Annotated in this window: 12 protein-coding genes; 3 read left to right on the top strand and 9 right to left on the bottom strand. The window is 49.2% G+C overall.

The window, feature by feature from the left end; genetic code table 11:
- Nucleotides 1–9: 9 nt before the first annotated feature.
- From IEX60_RS14695 to IEX60_RS14685, 3 genes are read left to right on the top strand one after another with little or no spacing between them, the layout of a single operon-like run.
- The gene (locus IEX60_RS14695; protein WP_188751926.1) at nt 10–2,235 is read left to right on the top strand and encodes a GH32 C-terminal domain-containing protein; all 2,226 of its coding nucleotides are present in this window, start codon (nt 10–12) and stop codon (nt 2,233–2,235) included.
- A gap of 54 nt (nt 2,236–2,289) precedes the next feature.
- Nucleotides 2,290–3,633, top strand: coding sequence for a sedoheptulokinase (locus IEX60_RS14690; protein WP_188751924.1), 1,344 nt, complete (start codon nt 2,290–2,292; stop codon nt 3,631–3,633).
- Between the two features lie 2 nt (nt 3,634–3,635).
- A complete protein-coding gene (locus IEX60_RS14685; protein ID WP_188751922.1) occupies nt 3,636–5,006 on the top strand; it encodes a sugar porter family MFS transporter in 1,371 nt (456 codons plus the stop codon).
- A gap of 377 nt (nt 5,007–5,383) precedes the next feature.
- On the opposite strand, the gene IEX60_RS14680 is transcribed toward IEX60_RS14685, so the two are convergent.
- The 9 genes from IEX60_RS14680 to IEX60_RS14640 all read right to left on the bottom strand — a co-directional run bounded on the left by IEX60_RS14680 (nt 5,384) and on the right by IEX60_RS14640 (nt 17,204).
- Nucleotides 5,384–6,565 (bottom strand): InlB B-repeat-containing protein, encoded by a 1,182-nt coding sequence (locus IEX60_RS14680; protein WP_188751919.1) that lies wholly within the window; start codon nt 6,563–6,565, stop codon nt 5,384–5,386.
- A gap of 24 nt (nt 6,566–6,589) precedes the next feature.
- On the bottom strand, nt 6,590–7,267 hold the full coding sequence (locus tag IEX60_RS14675; protein WP_188751917.1) for an SGNH/GDSL hydrolase family protein: 678 nt from the start codon (nt 7,265–7,267) through the stop codon (nt 6,590–6,592).
- Nucleotides 7,257–8,405 carry a glycoside hydrolase family 99-like domain-containing protein gene (locus IEX60_RS14670; RefSeq protein ID WP_188751915.1) on the bottom strand — a complete coding sequence of 383 codons (1,149 nt, stop codon included), beginning with the start codon at nt 8,403–8,405 and terminating at the stop codon, nt 7,257–7,259. The genes IEX60_RS14675 and IEX60_RS14670 overlap by 11 nt, the downstream gene beginning before the upstream one ends.
- 17 nt (nt 8,406–8,422) lie before the next feature.
- Entirely contained in the window at nt 8,423–10,039 is a 1,617-nt protein-coding gene (locus tag IEX60_RS14665) for a RagB/SusD family nutrient uptake outer membrane protein (RefSeq protein WP_188751912.1), read from the bottom strand.
- A gap of 15 nt (nt 10,040–10,054) precedes the next feature.
- Entirely contained in the window at nt 10,055–13,543 is a 3,489-nt protein-coding gene (locus tag IEX60_RS14660; protein ID WP_188751910.1) for a TonB-dependent receptor, read from the bottom strand.
- A gap of 249 nt (nt 13,544–13,792) precedes the next feature.
- Complete coding sequence (locus IEX60_RS14655; protein ID WP_188751908.1) at nt 13,793–14,947, bottom strand: FecR family protein; 1,155 nt, start codon at nt 14,945–14,947, stop codon at nt 13,793–13,795.
- A 54-nt stretch (nt 14,948–15,001) separates the two neighbouring features.
- A complete protein-coding gene (locus tag IEX60_RS14650) occupies nt 15,002–15,637 on the bottom strand; it encodes an RNA polymerase sigma factor (RefSeq protein WP_188751906.1) in 636 nt (211 codons plus the stop codon).
- A 119-nt stretch (nt 15,638–15,756) separates the two neighbouring features.
- Nucleotides 15,757–16,176 (bottom strand): hypothetical protein, encoded by a 420-nt coding sequence (locus IEX60_RS14645; RefSeq protein ID WP_188751903.1) that lies wholly within the window; start codon nt 16,174–16,176, stop codon nt 15,757–15,759.
- Between the two features lie 167 nt (nt 16,177–16,343).
- The gene (locus IEX60_RS14640) at nt 16,344–17,204 is read right to left on the bottom strand and encodes an NmrA family NAD(P)-binding protein (RefSeq protein ID WP_188751901.1); all 861 of its coding nucleotides are present in this window, start codon (nt 17,202–17,204) and stop codon (nt 16,344–16,346) included.
- Nucleotides 17,205–17,324 lie beyond the last annotated feature (120 nt).

Raw genomic sequence — 17,324 nt, 5'->3', positions numbered from 1 at the left:
AAATATGATATGATGATAAGATTAGCTATATGCAGTTTTTTGCTCGTTTTGCTGATTGGTACATCTGATCGCCAGGTAAATGTTTATGAGGATAGTGTTGCTGTATGGACGTTTGACGGTTTAGATGATGGGGTGGGAGTGAATAGCCGTTTAACAAACCATGGCAACGTCTCAATCGTTCCTCTCGAAGGCGATGAAGCTTCCTTATCTAAACAACGCGGGGGGGCAGGCAGCGCCGCGTATTTTGGGGGAACCTCGTGGCTTGATGCAGGCCAGGGAGCACAGGAAGAGTTAAATCTCAGCGGCAAAGAAATAACACTCTATGTCCGCGCACGTGCAACTGCTGTTGACGGTTATTCTCCGATCCTCACCAAGGCCGGTGATGACCATAATTTGGCGTATAGCATTGTGCTGAATAGGGTTGATGGAGCTGTTTATATCGAAGCAAAGATCGGTAGCGACGAAATTGCAGGCGCACATTTGTTACGTTATCTATTGCCAAAGACCGAGTGGAATGCATGGCAGGATATTATTTTCCGCTTCAATGGGAAAACATCACAGCTTTACGTTAATGGAAAATTGCGTGATGATGAAGTGACCGTTGGTCAGATTCGCGATTGGAATCGGCGGCCCATGCTAATCGGGGCTGAGTATAAAAAAGAGTACGGATACGCGGATGTCGACAAGGATGCACTCAAGGCGACATTTAAGGGCTTCATTGATATCGTGGCGTTGTGGGATAAGTTCCTGCCCGACCCTTGCATTGTGCAGCTGTCTCAAGTTGATGAATTAGCGGACGGGCGGCCCGCCTATTACACGGAAAAGCACCGCCCCCAATTCCATTTCACGGCCAAGAAGAATTGGTTGAATGACCCCAATGGCCTTGTGTATTATGACGGTGTCTATCATCTGTTCTTTCAATATATGCCGCCCCATCGACCGGGAGCGTATAAAGACTGGGGGCATGCTGTCAGCAAGGATTTAGTACATTGGGAACAGATTTCCAGTCATATCACCCCCCACAAAGTGTGGTCGGGTTGTTGGTCTGGTTCGGCCATCGTCGATGCGGATAACGTGGCGGGATTCCAAACGGGGAAAGACAAAACGCTTATTGCATTTATCACCAATGGGGGAAACCCCGGTCGTGGATTGGGACCGTTGAATACACAGTGCATCGCCTATAGTACGGATGGCGGTAATACGTTTACCTATTACGATCAAAATCCGGTATTGAAACATATAAAGGCCGAAAATCGCGATCCGAAGGTGGTGTGGGATGAAGCCTCCCAACAATGGATCATGGCTTTATTTATGGACGACCCTGACGAATTTGGGCTGTTCGGTTCCACCGACCTGAAGGAGTGGAGCCATTTGAGCTCGTTATCGGTAAAGGGTGTGCGGGAATGCCCTGGTTTCGCACCATTGCCATTAGATGGCGATCCAAAAAACAAGAAGTGGTTATTCTTTGGTGCTAATGGCGATTATGTTATCGGTAATTTCGACGGTAAAAATTTCAAACCGGAAACCGAAGTTTTGCGGGGAGACTACGGTACAAATTATTATGCTGCGATGACTTGGAGTAACATGCCGGATGACAGGTGTGTCAGTATTGCCTGGATGCCCACGCAACGTTACCCGGGAATGCCATTCGAACAGCAAATGAGTTTTCCAACCGAAATCACATTACGAACCACGGCCGATGAGGGTTTGAAGGCCTTCCGTTATCCCATTCAGGAAATCCGGCATCTGTACGAAAAAACCACTACGCTCAAAAATGAAACGATAAAAGGGAAGCAACGTCTAAAGATGTTAGACGGAGAGCGATATGACATGGAGTTCGAGTTTGATGTTCGCCGTTCTACATCATTTGAGTTGGTGTTGCGCGACGTAACTGTATCGTACAATGCTAAAACACAAAGCTTGGCGTGTGGTGGGCCTGCGATGCGTAATGGGATAATCGTTGACGATTGGGTCGCGCAGACCGCAGGGGAGATGAACGATCAAAATAATTTGGGTCAGGCTCTCCTACGACCAATCAATGGAAAAATTAACCTGCGTATTCTCTTAGATCATAACACTGTGGAAGTTTTTGGTAATGGTGGAGAGGCCGTGATAAGTTCTTGCTTTATGCCGGGAAAACCCGCCAACACCTATGATATACGGAGCGAAGGCCAACTCAGTGTGATAAAGGCGGAAATACATTCATTGAAATCCATATGGACGGCGGCAAATTGAGTTAGCGATTTCGCGAGTCCCTGTTTTATATCAGTTAGCGAATAGAATTCGTATATGTACTTTGTTGGAATAGATATCGGTACCAGCTCAATCAGTGGTGTTGCTTATACGGCCAAAAGCCGGAAAATAGAATCTGTAACCGTCCCCAATGATGCGGGGATTTCTTCGGCAAAACGTTGGGAACGTGCGCAAAACCCCATGCGGATTCTGGAAATTGTGCGCACGATAATTGATGATTTTTCGGTCCGTTACACGACCATCCAAGGAATCGGAATTACGGGGCAGATGCACGGCATATTGTATGTAAATCGGGAAGGCGATGCAATCAGCCCGTTGTATACGTGGCAGGATGGCCGTGCGAATTTGCGCTATAAAACAGGCATGACATATGCTGCGTTCCTTTCTGAAGTGACGGGGCACACGGTGCCTACCGGTTTTGGGCTGGCCACTCATTTTTACAACAGCCGTAACGATCTCGTGCCCGAAGGGGTAGCGAAGATCTGCACCATTACGGATTTTGTGGTCATGAAACTGGTCGATCTGAAAACACCTGTTACCGACTATTCCAACGCCGCAGGTCTCGGCCTGTTTGATGTGGAACAGTTGAATTTTGATCACGCTGGATTGGCGAAGGTGGGTGTCGATAGTTCGCTGCTTCCCGATCTTGCCGAATCGACCATTTCTCGTGGACACTACCGGGGTATACCGGTTTACATGGCCATCGGAGACAATCAGGCTGCATTTTTGGGTTCCGTAAGCCATTTAAATTCATCCATCCATGTTACCGTGGGAACCAGCAGCCAAGTCTCCGTTTTTTCAGCTAAATACATGAAAATACCGGGCATAGAAACCCGCCCGTTTCCGGGCGGTGGGTATATGCTGGTGGGCGCGGCGTTATGTGGCGGTCAGGCTTTTGCCATGTTGCGGACGTTTTTTGAAGACACGGTAGCGAAATTCAGTACATCTTCAACCGAAGGGATCGATTTTTATAAGATCATGACGTCTGTTATTTACAAGGATGATTCTTCTGATCTGCCCATTGTGGAAACACTTTTTGACGGCACGCGATCCGCGCCCGACAAGCGTGGGCATATTGAAAATATCTCCACCCACAACTTCACACCCGATAACCTGATTATCGGGCTGTTGAAAGGTATTTGTCGCGAGCTTTACCAGTTCTACCAGGCACTTCCGGAAGAGGTGCGCAAAGCCAAGTCGGTACTCGTTGGTTCGGGCAATGCGCTCAAAAGAAATCCCTTGTTGTGCCGTGCTTTTGAGGAACAGTTCAACACCGCGCTTATTTTTTCACCTTATGACGAAGAAGCCGCATTCGGAGCTTGTCTTAATGCCATTGCTGGCTCCAAAAACCTTGATTTCGAATTTATTCAATTATCCTGATTATGAAAATTCCCCGGATCGTATTGTTTATTGCGATGGTAGCGGCCATCGGTGGTTTGCTGTTTGGATTTGATACCGGCGTAATTTCCGGTGCGCTGCCGTTCCTGCAGGAACATTGGACGCTTTCAGACGGCCAACTGGAATGGCTTACTACCTCCGTATTGCTTGGAGCAATTATCGGTGCAATTGCGAGTGGCGGTGTCACCGAAATGCTGGGAAGAAAGAAAATGATCATCGTCAATGCCCTCATTTTCTTCGCCGCGTCTTTGGGATGTGCGTATGCATCCAACGTTACCGAATTGATTGTCATGCGGGTGATCATTGGCATTGCCATCGGCATCACATCGTATGTGGTTCCGATGTATATCGCCGAAATCTCGCCAAAGAAATATCGGGGCGGATTGGTAACATTAAACCAACTCATGATTACCATCGGGATTTTAGCCTCTTACATTACCGATTATTGGCTGTCTAACGACCAGGACCTTGAATCTTGGAGAGCCATGTTTATGGTGGGGATATATCCCGCAATTGCCTTGCTTACCGGGATGTTTTTTCTTCCCGAATCACCCCGGTGGCTGATTTCCAAAAACAAGCTGGAAAAAGGTCGGGCTATTCTGGAAAAGGTAGAAAGCAAAGATCAGGCACAGCAAATTATAAAAGACCTGCAATATGATCTAACAGTCTCCCGGAACAACTCCGGTTTGAAGGAACTTTTTAAACCTTGGCTCCGGATTCCGCTATCCATCACCGTGATGATATTCTTTTTCCAACAGTTCTCCGGTGTAAATACGATCATCTACTATTCGCCCACTATTTTCAAAATGGCGGGTATCGTGAGCAATACAGCTTCCATCATACCGGCTATTATCATCGGTGCGGCCAATGTAGCGGCTTGTGCGTTTTCCGTCATCATGCTCGACCGATGGGGGCGGCGTAAGCTTTTTCTGATCGGTATCAGCGGTATGATCCCCTCGTTGGCGGTGTTGGGTATAAGCTTCCATTTCGGCGAACAGCTGGGAGAAATGTTGCCCTATTACGCTGCGGGAAGCATCATTGCGTTTATCATCTTCATTGCCATCAGCCTGGCACCACTCGGTTGGTTATTGATCGCTGAGATTTTTCCGCTCCGCACCAGAAGCTTGGGCATGAGCGTGGGATCATTGGCTCATTGGGGATTTAACGCCATTGTCGCCTTTACCTTCCTAAAGCTAGTGAATACACTTGGCGTGGCCTATACCTTTTGGAGTTACGCGCTTGTATGTGTTATTGGACTGTTGTGGGGTTATTTTTATATTCCGGAGACCAAAGGGAAGTCGCTGGAAGAAATAGAGGACCATTGGAGGCAGGGCAAATCGGCACGGTCGTTATAACCGGGTGGGAAAAGCACCGGTTTTTCTGTTCCTTGGTCATACTTAACCTGATCTTTTGGATTTTGACGGGCTGCACAAGTACCCGTGGAGTGAATTTGCCCGGCAGCTATAAAAAATAATCCTACCCAAAAAGTCCGGCACATTCAGCAGCCGGATCTTTTGGGTAGGATTACCTTAGTTATTCGCGGAGTTGGGAATCGATTTCCGTTGTTCTTCAGTAACTCCTGCGGTGCGTGCACGGACGAAATCTATTTGGACCAAATGGTAGGATTACCATCGAGTCTTGCACCGATTGTTCAAATCCGGCCTGGCTGCAAACGATGCCTCCGGATACTGCCAACAGTCCAAAAACGAATGAAAAAAGGGAGCTCTCATCATTAATATCCTTCCACGATTGCTTTCATGTTATCGTATTCGTAATCCTGCATCACCTTTCTCATTTCACTGACAAAGGCTTCTTTCACGGCATTCGGAACCCGGATTTTGCTTGGGAAGTGGCCGCCAAATAGCCAAACACCGCCGCCCGGCAAAAATCCATCGAAGATTACGGGGGATTCGGCACGCGCAAAGGTAACGGTAGCCAAAGCCTGACAACCAGCTAAGGTGTATTTGCCCACATATTGCAGGGAGGGCGGAAAGCTGATCTGCGTAAGCTGCGGTGCGCCTATAATTGCTTCGTTGCCGGCGTTGTCTACCAATCGTTCCAGCTGGCTACCGGCGGCAAATGTGAAGCTCGTTAACCGATCGCATCCCTCAAAAGTAACTGGCAGCAGCTGACGTACCTTGGGCGGAATGTGAATCTGGGTGATAGCCGCAAATTTAAAGGCACCGCTACCAATGGTTTCCAGGGAAGTTGGCAATATAAATTCGCGAATGTTTTTTCCGGTGGGGAAGCCTGGCTTACCCGGTTCATTGAGTCCGTTGGCCAACACAAACCAATCGGGTATGGTGGTTACTCCTTCTGGTATAACGACTACGTCGGTTCCGTTGGGCGGCGTGCACATGGTAAGCGTGCCATTGTCGATTACGAACCAGGAAGAAGGCGAAGGTGTCACCCAGCGGGCATACAGGGTTAAGTCTTCCGTTATGGGTACTGTGGGGTCAAGGAGGTCGGTAAACGCCTCGTCGAGGTACCAGTTGACAAACACATGGTCAGGATAGGTAGGTGCGTCCAATGCAGGCAAATGGCCTTCTCGTATTTCCTTGGCGGGAATCTCGGGTGCTCCGTTCATCACGAAATGAATGGTAAATGTATTATAAAACCATTTGGCATACAATTGCGCATCGGCTACGACCGGTTGGTCAAAGTCATAAGGTTGTTGCAGCTCGGCGTCTGTGTACCATCCCAGAAAGCGCCCACCGTCACTCACGATGGGATCGGGATAAACCCGGCTTTTGGGGAGGGGCTCTCCGTGGCGTACTTTGGCCGGCGCGATATTCGTGCCGCCGTTTGAATGGAAGGTAACGGTATGGAATGGGCCAGTATCCAGGGTTTCACAGGACTGGAGAACGGTAAGCCAGATTAAAAACAATGTGCTCCGTTTGAGGATATAGTTCATCTTTTGTTTCGTTTTAGTTAAACCTTAGTGTTGTTGAATCAGGAGTTCCAATTTTTTCCATATTCGGTCGGCGATGTGTTTCATGCCGCGGTCCGATGGGTGGTTGGCCACCCCCTCGTGTGCAAACAGGCCCTTTGCCGTATTGGTAGAATCGCTGGTATATAAATCGTGCAGCTTGACAAAATCAAACCCATTTTGGACAGCATAACGGTGTATGGTATCGTTTACGGGACTTGGCCAAAAGCCACCACTGATGATGACGGCGGTGCGGCCACCTTGGGTTAGGTAATCGATCAGTTTTGCGTAATGCTGCGAAAATTGCCGCTCTGCCAATGAGTCGGGATCGACATTTTCCGCTATTTTGACGATCAATATGTCAGCGTTCCGGAATTCGGCCAGTTCGCGTAAATCGTAATTCCAATAGGCACGTTCGAAACCCGCGATGCTGCCGTACTGAAGTTCTATGCCGGGATCTACCTGGTGCATCCGGCGTTCCAGCCGATGCACAAAGTCACTGTCTCTTGCCGATGCAGCCATGCCCCAGTCACCCTTCCAGCCCAGTTCTTCATTGGGCGGATGGGCGACAATGCTGTTGCCCAACACGACAATCTGTGTAGAGGTAGTGGTTGCTTCTCGGCGACCTTCGGTTTGGCATGCGGTGATCCACACCATCGCAAGGACCAAAATCAGATTAGTTTTCATTGGTAAGTGCCTCCTGTTCGATAACTTGCTTGATTTGATCGAGGCGCGCGGTTCCCTCGGATTTGGTGGGGGTGAGCCATGCACCTTCACCGTTTTCATTCCAGGCGTACAGCACGACCATTTTGCCCAGTGTTTTGGTCCGGCGGCCTTTCACCCACTGGATCCCGTCTGCAAGATGCTCGGCAATCTTTTCCGGCGTTACGCCGGAATACCAGTAATCCGAAGCGGGCAAGTTAGGGTGATCTGCTGCCCATGGCCGCATGTCGTATCCGGCACCGACTACGGGCAGAAAGGGTAGGGTAGTGTGGTCGGCGATGCCATTCCACGATTTACGGTCGCCTTCCAAAAGCGCCTCAAATGGATTGCTTCCTGCGTTTCTCCGTCCGTCATCGGCATTGTTGTAGGTGGTCAGAAAGTCAAATCCACATGCTTGGTAAGTATCCTGATACGTGGGGTCCTGTGGCCGTGGAAACGTGCGTGCACCGATGAGTACTTCGTCGTGCCCGGCTTTCCGCGCCTTTTCCCGGAAAAGTTCCAGTGCCGATTTGACTCCCTCCACACCGCCCAGGCCATCTAGAAGCTCATCCGTATTGAAAAAGGCAATGACGGGTTTGCCATCTACCCGCAGGTAATTGGGTGCATTGAAATAAGCGATGATGCGGTCGCACACCTTCTCCCAATTGACCGATGAAACGGGGAAACAGGACAGTAGGAAAAAATCAAGCAGCTCGCGGTTATTTGCCTGCATGAAAAGATCCAGCGCGGTGTTGAGATGATCCATAAGTGCCGCATCGTCGGGTCGTAACGTGTTGTCGTACCAACAGAATCCCCAGAAATCCAAGCCGGCCTGAGCGGCGTAATTGATCTGTTGTTCCATTACACCTGGCGTATCTTCGCGCCAACCCCACAACGGCTCACGATCTAGGTAGGCGGTGGTGAGCGTGGGGCTGATGTGAAAAGTGTGCCCGTTGGTATCGGGGGGGAAGCTCCATCCGCCGAAATACCAGGCACCTACCTTTACGGAAGTTTCTGTTTGGCCGATGGGCCCTTCTTTAGCATTGCTGCAACACACGAGTGTTGTGGCAATCAGCAAACCTGCAAAGGCATAGGCCATTATCTTCTTTTTGCTATTCATCATGGTTGTGCGTGTTTGGATTAATACCCCGGATTATTTGGTAAAAGATTCGGATTGCTGATCTCATCTTCCTCAGGGATGGGGAGCCATATTTTCGATTCGGAGATGTTGTCGATCAATATCCGCGCGGTTAACGAATTCCATACGCCTCGTGTGGTGGAAATTCCTTGGATAGTGGTTACATAGCGGCCAAAACGTACCAGGTCGAATTTCCGTTGCTGCTCGAAGCAAAGTTCGCGCGAACGCTCATCTAGCAATTCCTGTATAAAGTCGGATCTCCGGTAGGCCGACTGCAAAACGGTGACATCGTTGGTGTGCGTTTGGATGAGCGCACGGCTGCGTACGGGTTTAAGAATTTCGCGACCCGCCTCATCGCCTTCCAGATGAGCAGTTGCCTCCGCATTGAGCAGGTAAATATCTGCCAGACGCAACAGCGGGTAGTGGCCAAAGTAGAAATCGGTATTTCTCACAGCCGAACTGATTGCCCGCAGCTTGGTTACGTTGTAATCGCCGTCATAGGCTACACCGTCTGACAGATTCAGCGGAAGCGGTTTGACGTATGAATTGCCGTCTATGGTTTCGGTGCCGGGGTCGGTGCCTAATCCGCCGACAACCCAGTGTACCCGGGCGTCATACAGCGTATCATAGCGGTCATACACTTCTTGGGTGGGGCGGCATGTACCCCAGCCACCACCATAATATCCTACCGGAAAGAGGTAAAAGGTAGGGGCAAATCCGGTTTTGTTTTCCTGCGAAGGAAGGATGGTCAGGAGAATTTCTTTGGCTTGTTCGGCGGTGGATCCTTCACTGAATAGCGACCGGTAATCTGCTGCAAGACGATACCCGCTGGCCGTGATAAGCTCGTCAGCAAGTTGCTTGGCTTCGCGGTAGTAGGCATCGGTATCTACCCAGTCAAACGAATTGAGCGGGAAGTTCAACCGCTTGCCGACCTCGTATTTTTTGCTGGCGGCTAAGTAGCAGTACAGCTTGGTCAGGTAACCGGCTGCTGTCCATCGGTTTGCTGCACCTGCCACGTGGGTATCGGCGAGGTGCTCATAGGCAAACTGCAGATCGGCTAGGGCCTGTTCCATTACCCGTTGGAGGGGATCGCGTGCCTTGTCTTTCTCGTGTGGCACCGTAGTGTACACCGGTACGCCGCCATACACCATTCCTAAATAGAGGTAATGCCACCCGCGCAAAAACAGAGCTTCGCCACGCACCTGCTCCCGACGGGCCTCATTCATCGAAACTTCATCGAGTTTGGAAAGCAACAGGTTGATGGCATATACGCTGCGGTACATATTTTCCCACAGATCGCGCGCCATTAGGTTGGTCTTCACAACGCGTCCGAAAATAAATTGGTCCATATTGCTACCCGCATCCGGCGTGGAGTAGGGGTTGCCAACAAGTTCGTCGGTACCGATATCACCAACGAAGAACAAGCCGGAACGCGAGTTGACCGCATAGCTGCTGACCAGCCTGCCGTAACATCCACGCAAGGCAATTTCGATGTCTTCGGGTGTTTTGTAAAAATTATCAATGGTGGTAAAGGAAACCGGCTTCGTGTCTAAATAGTCCGAGCAGGAAATTGCAAAGCCAGTCAAGCTAACCAGCATAAATTTATATAGCGTTTTCATACAGCGTGTTCAATTTTAAAATGTAACCATGAGGCCCAATGCGTGAGTAGCAGCACGGGGATACCCGATCGTATCGAAATTCTGTAGCAACGGATTACCGGAATCGACTTCGGGAGATAGCCCGGTATATTTCGTAAAGGTGTACAGATTGTTTCCGGAGTAGTACACTTTGGCGGACGTGATTCCAGCCTTAGCAATCAGCTTCGCAGGCAATGAATACGACAGCGAAACGGTCTGCAGCCTTAGAAATGAGGCATCTTCAACGTAGTACGTGTTAGGCAATGACGCCAGGGAATTATAATAGTTTTCATCGCTATAGGCAGGATAGGCGTTTGTCGGGTGCTCCGGAGTCCATCGGTTGTTCCAGAAATCGCGCGTGATATTGAAATATTCACCCGGCATGGCGCCTTCAAGCTCGAAGCGGGTGGAGTTGAATATCTTTGCACCTACGCTGTAGTTGAAGAAGACCGAAAGCGCTACCGGGCCCATGCTTACGTTGTTGCCCAAGCCACCGTAAAACAACGGTTGGCTGTTGCCGATAATGACTTTGTCTTCTTCAGTAATCAATTGATCCGCAGATCCGTCCGCATTCCGGAATTTGAATGTGCCGGGGCGCAGTCTTCCAAGGTTACCCGCGTTGGGTATTCCTTCTTTTAGAATCCAATTGCGGTCTTGCCACAGGATGGCCGGATCGTTAGCGGGTAATTTTCCCGTCCGGTCCTGCCAACCCGCAAAATCGTCAAGCTGATAAATGCCCGCTAGGTCATAACCGTACATTACGCCGATGGGCTGGTCTACCATAATACGTCCCACAACGTTCTGTTTGATGTAAGAGGTAGTCCATGAGCCGGCCCCGATCGGGGCAGTAGACAACCCGTCGCCAATACGTAAAACGGTGTTCCGGTTGAGGCTGAACGTCAAGGTGGTTTCCCAGAAGAAACGATCTTTGCGTATGTTGGTCGTTGCCAGTGACACTTCTATACCCCGGTTGTTGACTTTGCCAAGGTTCTGCCATTGGGTTTTGAATCCTGTCTGGGCAGGGACGATGGCATTATAGAGCATATCCGTGGTGTGCTTTTCGTAAAGATCCAGCGTCAGTTTCAGTCGGTTGTTTAGCACCGCTGCATCCAATCCGGCATTGTATTGCACAGTGGTTTCCCATTTAAGGTCCGGATTGGGCAACGAAGTCGGGATCATACCAAGCTTGTCGTCATAGAAAACATTGCCCATCTGCGCCATGTACCTGAACTCCGAGATGTTCGAGTTGCCGGTAGCGCCGTAGCTTAGCCGGAGTTTCAGATCGTCCAGCCAAGGCCTGTCCAAAAAGGCCTCTTCCGAGATGCGCCAGGCGAATGCTGCCGATGGAAACAGACCATACCGTTGATTCTTTCCAAAGCGATCGGAGCCATCCAACCGGAGACTGGTTGTAAATAAATACCGATCTTTGATGTGGTAGTTGAGCCTGCCAAGGTACGATAACCGATTGCTAAGGCCTGCTCCAGAACCTGCAGCTTGAAGTTCTTCGCCTTTGCTGATGTCGTGAATTCCGGTAGACTCGTCAGCAAAACCACTTTTTATAATGTGGTGGTATTCATACCTGCTTCCGCTGATTTCAAATACCCCCAGCGCACTCAGTTTCGATTGATTTGCGAATGACCGCTCATAACTCAATGTCGTGAAATTGGTCCACCCATACCAATCACTGGCCGAAATCGCGCCGCGGCCGCCGAGATAATAACCCCAGGGGGTGTTCTTACTGTAGTATTCATTCACTTTTGACGTCACCATGCTACCGCTGAGCGTATTGCCAATGTATAGCCCATCGATTAACCGGTAATTGATCACCAGATTGGACGATAAATTGGGCGTGCTGATGTTACGGTCTAAGTATTTCAAATTGTCAGTGGGTTTGCGCCACCCGCCTTGGGTACTCACTGCCAGCGGGTTTTCAAAAACAAGAGGCCGCGATACGATGGCGGTCTCGAGCACCCCGATATTAGCATAGCCATCGCCGGATTGAACGGCACCATCGTAGCGTGAGCGGGTCCCATTCAGGCCCATTGATAAGGAGAGGCGGCCTTTACTGTGATCGAGCCGTAATCGGCCATTTAGTCTCGAATATCCATTGTTTACAAATAATCCGTCCTCTTTGTTGTAGCCCAGGCTTCCATAAAACTTTGTGCTCGTTGAGCCGCCACTGATCGACAGCGTATGTGCCGAAGCATTGGCAACATCCCGATACATCTCATCCTGCCAGTTGTACCGGGGAAACGCATATACATCACGTGGAATCTTTTTTGATGGTTCAATTTCGGATGGATTTTCAAAAAACAGCCAATCATTGAAATAGCCATAGATGATGTTTTGTTTATCTGGAAGCAGGATCCAGTCTTTGCGGTAATTTATCCATTCCTCAGGGTTGAGCATATCCATCCGTACCGCGGTGTGCGACACCGAGAAACGGCCATCGTACGTTATGCTGGCGGCACCTGCCTGTCCTTGCCGCGTGGTTACTAGGATTACCCCGTTGGCTCCCCGGGAGCCATAAATGGCGGTTGAAGACGCGTCTTTCAGGACGTCTACCGAAATGATATCTGCAGGATTGATTGAGCTGAGCGGGTCGCGTTGCGAGTTAGCGCCGAACTGTGAATTGGCTACGGGAGCCTCGCTTTCATTGACAGGGATACCGTCGATGACGATAAGCGGCCGGCTATCTCCCACCAAGGAATTGGCCCCCCGGATCAATATTTTTGAACCGGCACCCGGCTCGCCGGTACCTGTGGCAATCTGTAAACCCGCTACACGGCCCTGGATGTTGTTGATGAAGGAGCTTTGCCTCGATTGTTCGAATACCGCCGACTTGACCGAGGAAATGGCTCCGGTTAAATCGCCCTTTCTCACCGTACCATAGCCCACGACTACTACTTCATCCAGATCGGATACGGCGGTTTTCAGCGTCACATGGAGTGTCCGCGATTGGCCCACCGAAAGTTCCTGTTGAACATAGCCGACGCTGGAAAATACAATTATCTCGTCTCCTTCGGACAACGAAATGCGGTAATTGCCATTACTGTCGGTAGTACTGACGGCCGTACTGCCTTTGACACGGATGGACACGCCTTCGATCGGTACACCCTGTTCGTCGGAAACAATACCCGTAATTTGATAAGGTTGGAATGCCGTATCGCTGTTTCCAGGCGCGGAGGCTTCCCGTGGCTTGATTACAATGGTTTTTCCCTTGATGGTAAAGTCAAACGGTTGCCGCTCGAAGATGCTTTGTAAAGCGCTTTCCAAGGGTGCGTTACGCATTTCGATGGTCACTGTCGTGGCCTGATGCATGCTGGCATCGCCGTACAAGAAATAATAACCGCTTTGCCGCGCGATCTTATCCAATACACGTACAAGAGGTGTGTTGGTTTCCGAAAGGGTGACGGTTTGTGCCATCGTTTCGACGGCTAACACTTGGAATAGGCCGGCTACAAGCGAGATAACGCTCAAATTCATCAGCAACAAGATTTTCTTTATGCTATGCATCCGCAGGCATAAAAAATTATTTACGAAAATTTTATACATTTGATTGTTTTGGTTAGTAATTCTAACTCGTTCACACACGATAAATGATAACCAGAACACATAGCGGAATCCTGACTCGACCCGGGATTCCGTTTCCGTTTCCTGATATACCTAATTTTTACTTCGGGCTTGGGTTATACGTACGTAATCATATCTGTCATTTATTAATTGGGTTTAACATTATTTTGATTTGACAATCAACTTGCTGCCGTCGATTTCAAACGAAAGTAAATTGGTCAACGCGAGTGTTTCCAAAACGCCACTGATGTTTTCATAACGCGATACGGTGCCGGTGAAGGTGCGGTCGGCAATATCTCCTTGCAATTCGATATCAACATCGTACCATCGGGCAACCTTCTTCATGATGCTTTCCAGACGTTCGGACCGGAAAGCAAACACGCCTGTACGCCATGCCGCCTCATTATCCGCATCAACATGCTCTTTGGTTAGTCGTCCGTTTTTTAGCTCGGCCTTTTCTGAAGGTTCAAGTAGCAAAGAAGCTTCGCCGCCTGCTTTGTCAGCGGAGCTTATCCGGACGCTTCCTTCTATCAGGGTGGTTTTTGTCACATCATCGTCGGGATATGCAGAGATATTGAACTTGGTACCAAGTACATCTACCTGTTGCCCACGGCTCATCACCCTGAAGGGCTTACTGGCATCTTTGGCCACCTCAAAATACGCTTCGCCGGAGAAGGTAACCACCCTGTCGCGGCCATCGAAATGGGAGGGGTAGGTCAGCGACGAAGCGGCATTGAGCCAAACTTTTGTGCCATCGGGGAGCGTTACCTGGTAGGTTCCTCCATTGGGAGTTGTAAGTTGCAGCCCATAGGCACCCGCAGCACTAAAGGACGCGATTTCGGTATTGTCTCCTTCATAGACAATCCGTTCATGGTCGGATATAATTCCCGTTTGCGCTTCACTGAGATCAATCTTGCTTCCATCACTAAGCGTAAGCGTGGCGCGGTTACCACCCGGCGCGATATCGGCAACCTGTGTGCTTTCTTGCAGAAAGTTGGCGGGAGTGTCGCGAAGGGAGTACCACATGATCGCGGTGGCGACTAAAAGGATCGCCGCGGCATACGGCAACCAGCGGAGTATTGGGTGGGGGGTCCAACGGATTCGCTTGGTGCGTGTTGAATTCGGTTCGTTTGACTCGCGGATTTGGTTGTTGATGGCTGACCACGTCTGCTGACTGAGTAAATTGAGATCCTCAGCGGAGAGCGAATCCTGCTGTTGATCGAAATAGCGATTAAAATGGGCCAGCAGCAATGCGCGCTCCTCAGCTGTGCATTTTCCGGCCAGATATTTGTCAATGAGGTCTGTGGGTTCGTTCATAATCGTAAAGGATTTATACCCCTCCAACTACAAGAACCCGATCTGCCTACTTTTTCACGGCAATATCAAGAATTTTTTAATTTTATTTTCAATGGTTTGTTTTTCAGTCAATTGTGGAGCCATTAATGTTAGCGCTATCGCGAGTCCGATGCCGAGGCGGGCCCGTCTTCCGGCCTGACTCAATAAATTTTGAACAGTACGCACGGAGATATGAAGGCGCTCGGCGATTTCTTCAGGACCTAACTGGTGGAAGTAAGTCAGTACGAAAACTTTTCCCATTGTATCAGGGAAGCTTTCTGCCAGTCGTTCCAGTCGCTCCATTAACTCCCGTTCTTGTATATATTCATCCGTGGTATCGCGTTCTTCCGACAAATATTGCTGGAGATCTGCTTCGTATTTGCTGACAACCTGTTTGCTGCGTATCAGTTTGTAAAACCCATATCGGACGCTGGTTATCAAATAATTGAAAAGAGAGCCCTTTACGGAGAGCTGTGTTCTATTGCTCCAGAGGTTAACAAAGATAGTTTGCACGATATCCTTGGCCTCGTCTTGGTTCTGTGTGATTTTTTGGGCATAGGCTAGCATGAAGTGTGAAAAACGATCGTACAATTCCGAAAATGCGGCATGGTCGTCTTGTTGCTGTAACAACATAAGTAGCGCCTTCTCGTCCAATGTACTATAGTTTAACATGATTCGCGTTAGTTCGCCCAAATTAGCAGATTTGTGTAATAAAAAGAAACACCAAGCAAAAATCCCGTTTCCACGGGGGGATAAAGACTTTACGGAACGGCTTCTAATTTACGCTAACGCTAGTTGAGACCCGCCAGAAACAAAAATAAAAAACAGAGAAACAGCGGTAGCAAAGCGAAGATCATCAGTGAGGTGCGCAGGGTTCTGTAATAGCGGCCTAATTGTTCCTTGGCTTTACCAACAATCACCCAAAAAAGTAAACACAGAATTGACCAGATAATACCGGCAGTAAATATCCCATTCAAATTGATAAAACCGCTCGTGTTGATGTCAAAAAGTTCCAAAATCGGTTGGTACAGCAACGTTGTCAATCCCATGTTGCAGAGCACGAGTATGGCTATACAGTTGGAATGGAGCAACACGGTAATAACCGTCCACGGAGGGCGTTTTTTCTGATACCTGTCGAGCAAACGAAAAGCTACGATCAGTAAGATCAGCCAAAAGCCGAGGCCTAATAAAACGAATGGTTCCGCTGCCATGCCATTACAAAAGTAAGCCTTGTGATCCATGCAAAAAATCCCCGGATTTCGGGGTTTTACTGGAAATCATCACCGTTTTCCAAAGAGCAGGAGTTGGTACGAAGAAATGGTTTCTTTATTTAATTGATTATGGCGAGGTGGTCGTACTGCGGTTAAGACTTGGCTGTTTACTTCCTTAGCTGTCCACTTAGATAGCGCTCCAAAGAGGTCGGAAGGGGTAGGGTGTTGCCCGGTTGCTCGGGAACGGTCAGCTTGTCGATCACAGCTTGGGTCATATCGGCCATATTGATTGCCGTGTTTTCGGAAAAACCGGCAGCAATCAACGTCTCGTGCCATTTTTCTCGGGGTATGGATTGTGGAACCACCGGCTTATTCAGCAATTTCGCAAACACATCGGCAACATCACGCGAAGTGTACGGTTGCGGTCCCGTCAGTTCAATGACCGTCTTACTTTTGGGCGGGCGTTCTTCGGTCATTGCACGCGCGATGCACTTGGCCACGTCAAGCGGTGAGTTCATTTCAATCGACAGACCTTCTGGAAAAAAAGTTGGCAGAATTCCCTGTTGTGTGATGGTATCCAGATAAACCAGCCAGTTGCTGAAATAATATGACGGCCGTATAAATACGACGGTTGCATCTAAATCGCCGAGCCCATGTTCCAGTATCCGGGACATGAAAAGATTTCCGGTCTTGCCGTCGATATGTGCTCCAATGGTGGATAGACCGACGATTCTCGTTATTCCCGCTTGTTCGATGGCCTTTCGGTAATTGGCAACAATCCGTTCGGTGTCTCCGATAATGTCGTCCGAAGTTTGGCTTTCCGGGGTCAAGACGAGGACTGCTGTTCCCCCTTCCAATGCGTTAGCAAGTTGTTCACCATCAAATAGATCAGCCTTACGGAATTCAACGCGTATGTCGGCAAGTTTTTCGGGATTTCTTACGACTGCACGAGTGGGGGATCCGCTTTTGGTTAGTTCGTCAATGACATATGAGCCTATTTGCCCGGTAGCACCTACAACGATGTTCATACTGTTTTGATTTTGTGAGTACGTCTTAACAAAGATCGGCAGCGAGATGACAAGGGTATGTCAGCGGCACAAATTATTTTTCTAGCATAACTCGATTATTGGGAGATTGTTTTGTAGCAT

Origin of the sequence: Parapedobacter defluvii (assembly GCF_014642075.1) — a bacterium.
In the GTDB taxonomy this organism is placed as follows: domain Bacteria; phylum Bacteroidota; class Bacteroidia; order Sphingobacteriales; family Sphingobacteriaceae; genus Parapedobacter; species Parapedobacter defluvii.
The sequence above is the reverse complement of the archived record's forward strand: the minus strand, read 5'-3'. Positions and strand labels throughout refer to the sequence as shown.

Coding starts and splice junctions, on each gene's coding strand:
- IEX60_RS14695 (WP_188751926.1), top strand. CDS start 10: ATGATGATAAGATTAGCTATATGCAGTTTTTTGCTCGTTTTGCTGATT.
- IEX60_RS14690 (WP_188751924.1), top strand. CDS start 2,290: ATGTACTTTGTTGGAATAGATATCGGTACCAGCTCAATCAGTGGTGTT.
- IEX60_RS14685 (WP_188751922.1), top strand. CDS start 3,636: ATGAAAATTCCCCGGATCGTATTGTTTATTGCGATGGTAGCGGCCATC.
- IEX60_RS14680 (WP_188751919.1), bottom strand. CDS start 6,565: ATGAACTATATCCTCAAACGGAGCACATTGTTTTTAATCTGGCTTACC.
- IEX60_RS14675 (WP_188751917.1), bottom strand. CDS start 7,267: ATGAAAACTAATCTGATTTTGGTCCTTGCGATGGTGTGGATCACCGCA.
- IEX60_RS14670 (WP_188751915.1), bottom strand. CDS start 8,405: ATGATGAATAGCAAAAAGAAGATAATGGCCTATGCCTTTGCAGGTTTG.
- IEX60_RS14665 (WP_188751912.1), bottom strand. CDS start 10,039: ATGAAAACGCTATATAAATTTATGCTGGTTAGCTTGACTGGCTTTGCA.
- IEX60_RS14660 (WP_188751910.1), bottom strand. CDS start 13,543: ATGAATTTGAGCGTTATCTCGCTTGTAGCCGGCCTATTCCAAGTGTTA.
- IEX60_RS14655 (WP_188751908.1), bottom strand. CDS start 14,947: ATGAACGAACCCACAGACCTCATTGACAAATATCTGGCCGGAAAATGC.
- IEX60_RS14650 (WP_188751906.1), bottom strand. CDS start 15,637: ATGTTAAACTATAGTACATTGGACGAGAAGGCGCTACTTATGTTGTTA.
- IEX60_RS14645 (WP_188751903.1), bottom strand. CDS start 16,176: ATGGCAGCGGAACCATTCGTTTTATTAGGCCTCGGCTTTTGGCTGATC.
- IEX60_RS14640 (WP_188751901.1), bottom strand. CDS start 17,204: ATGAACATCGTTGTAGGTGCTACCGGGCAAATAGGCTCATATGTCATT.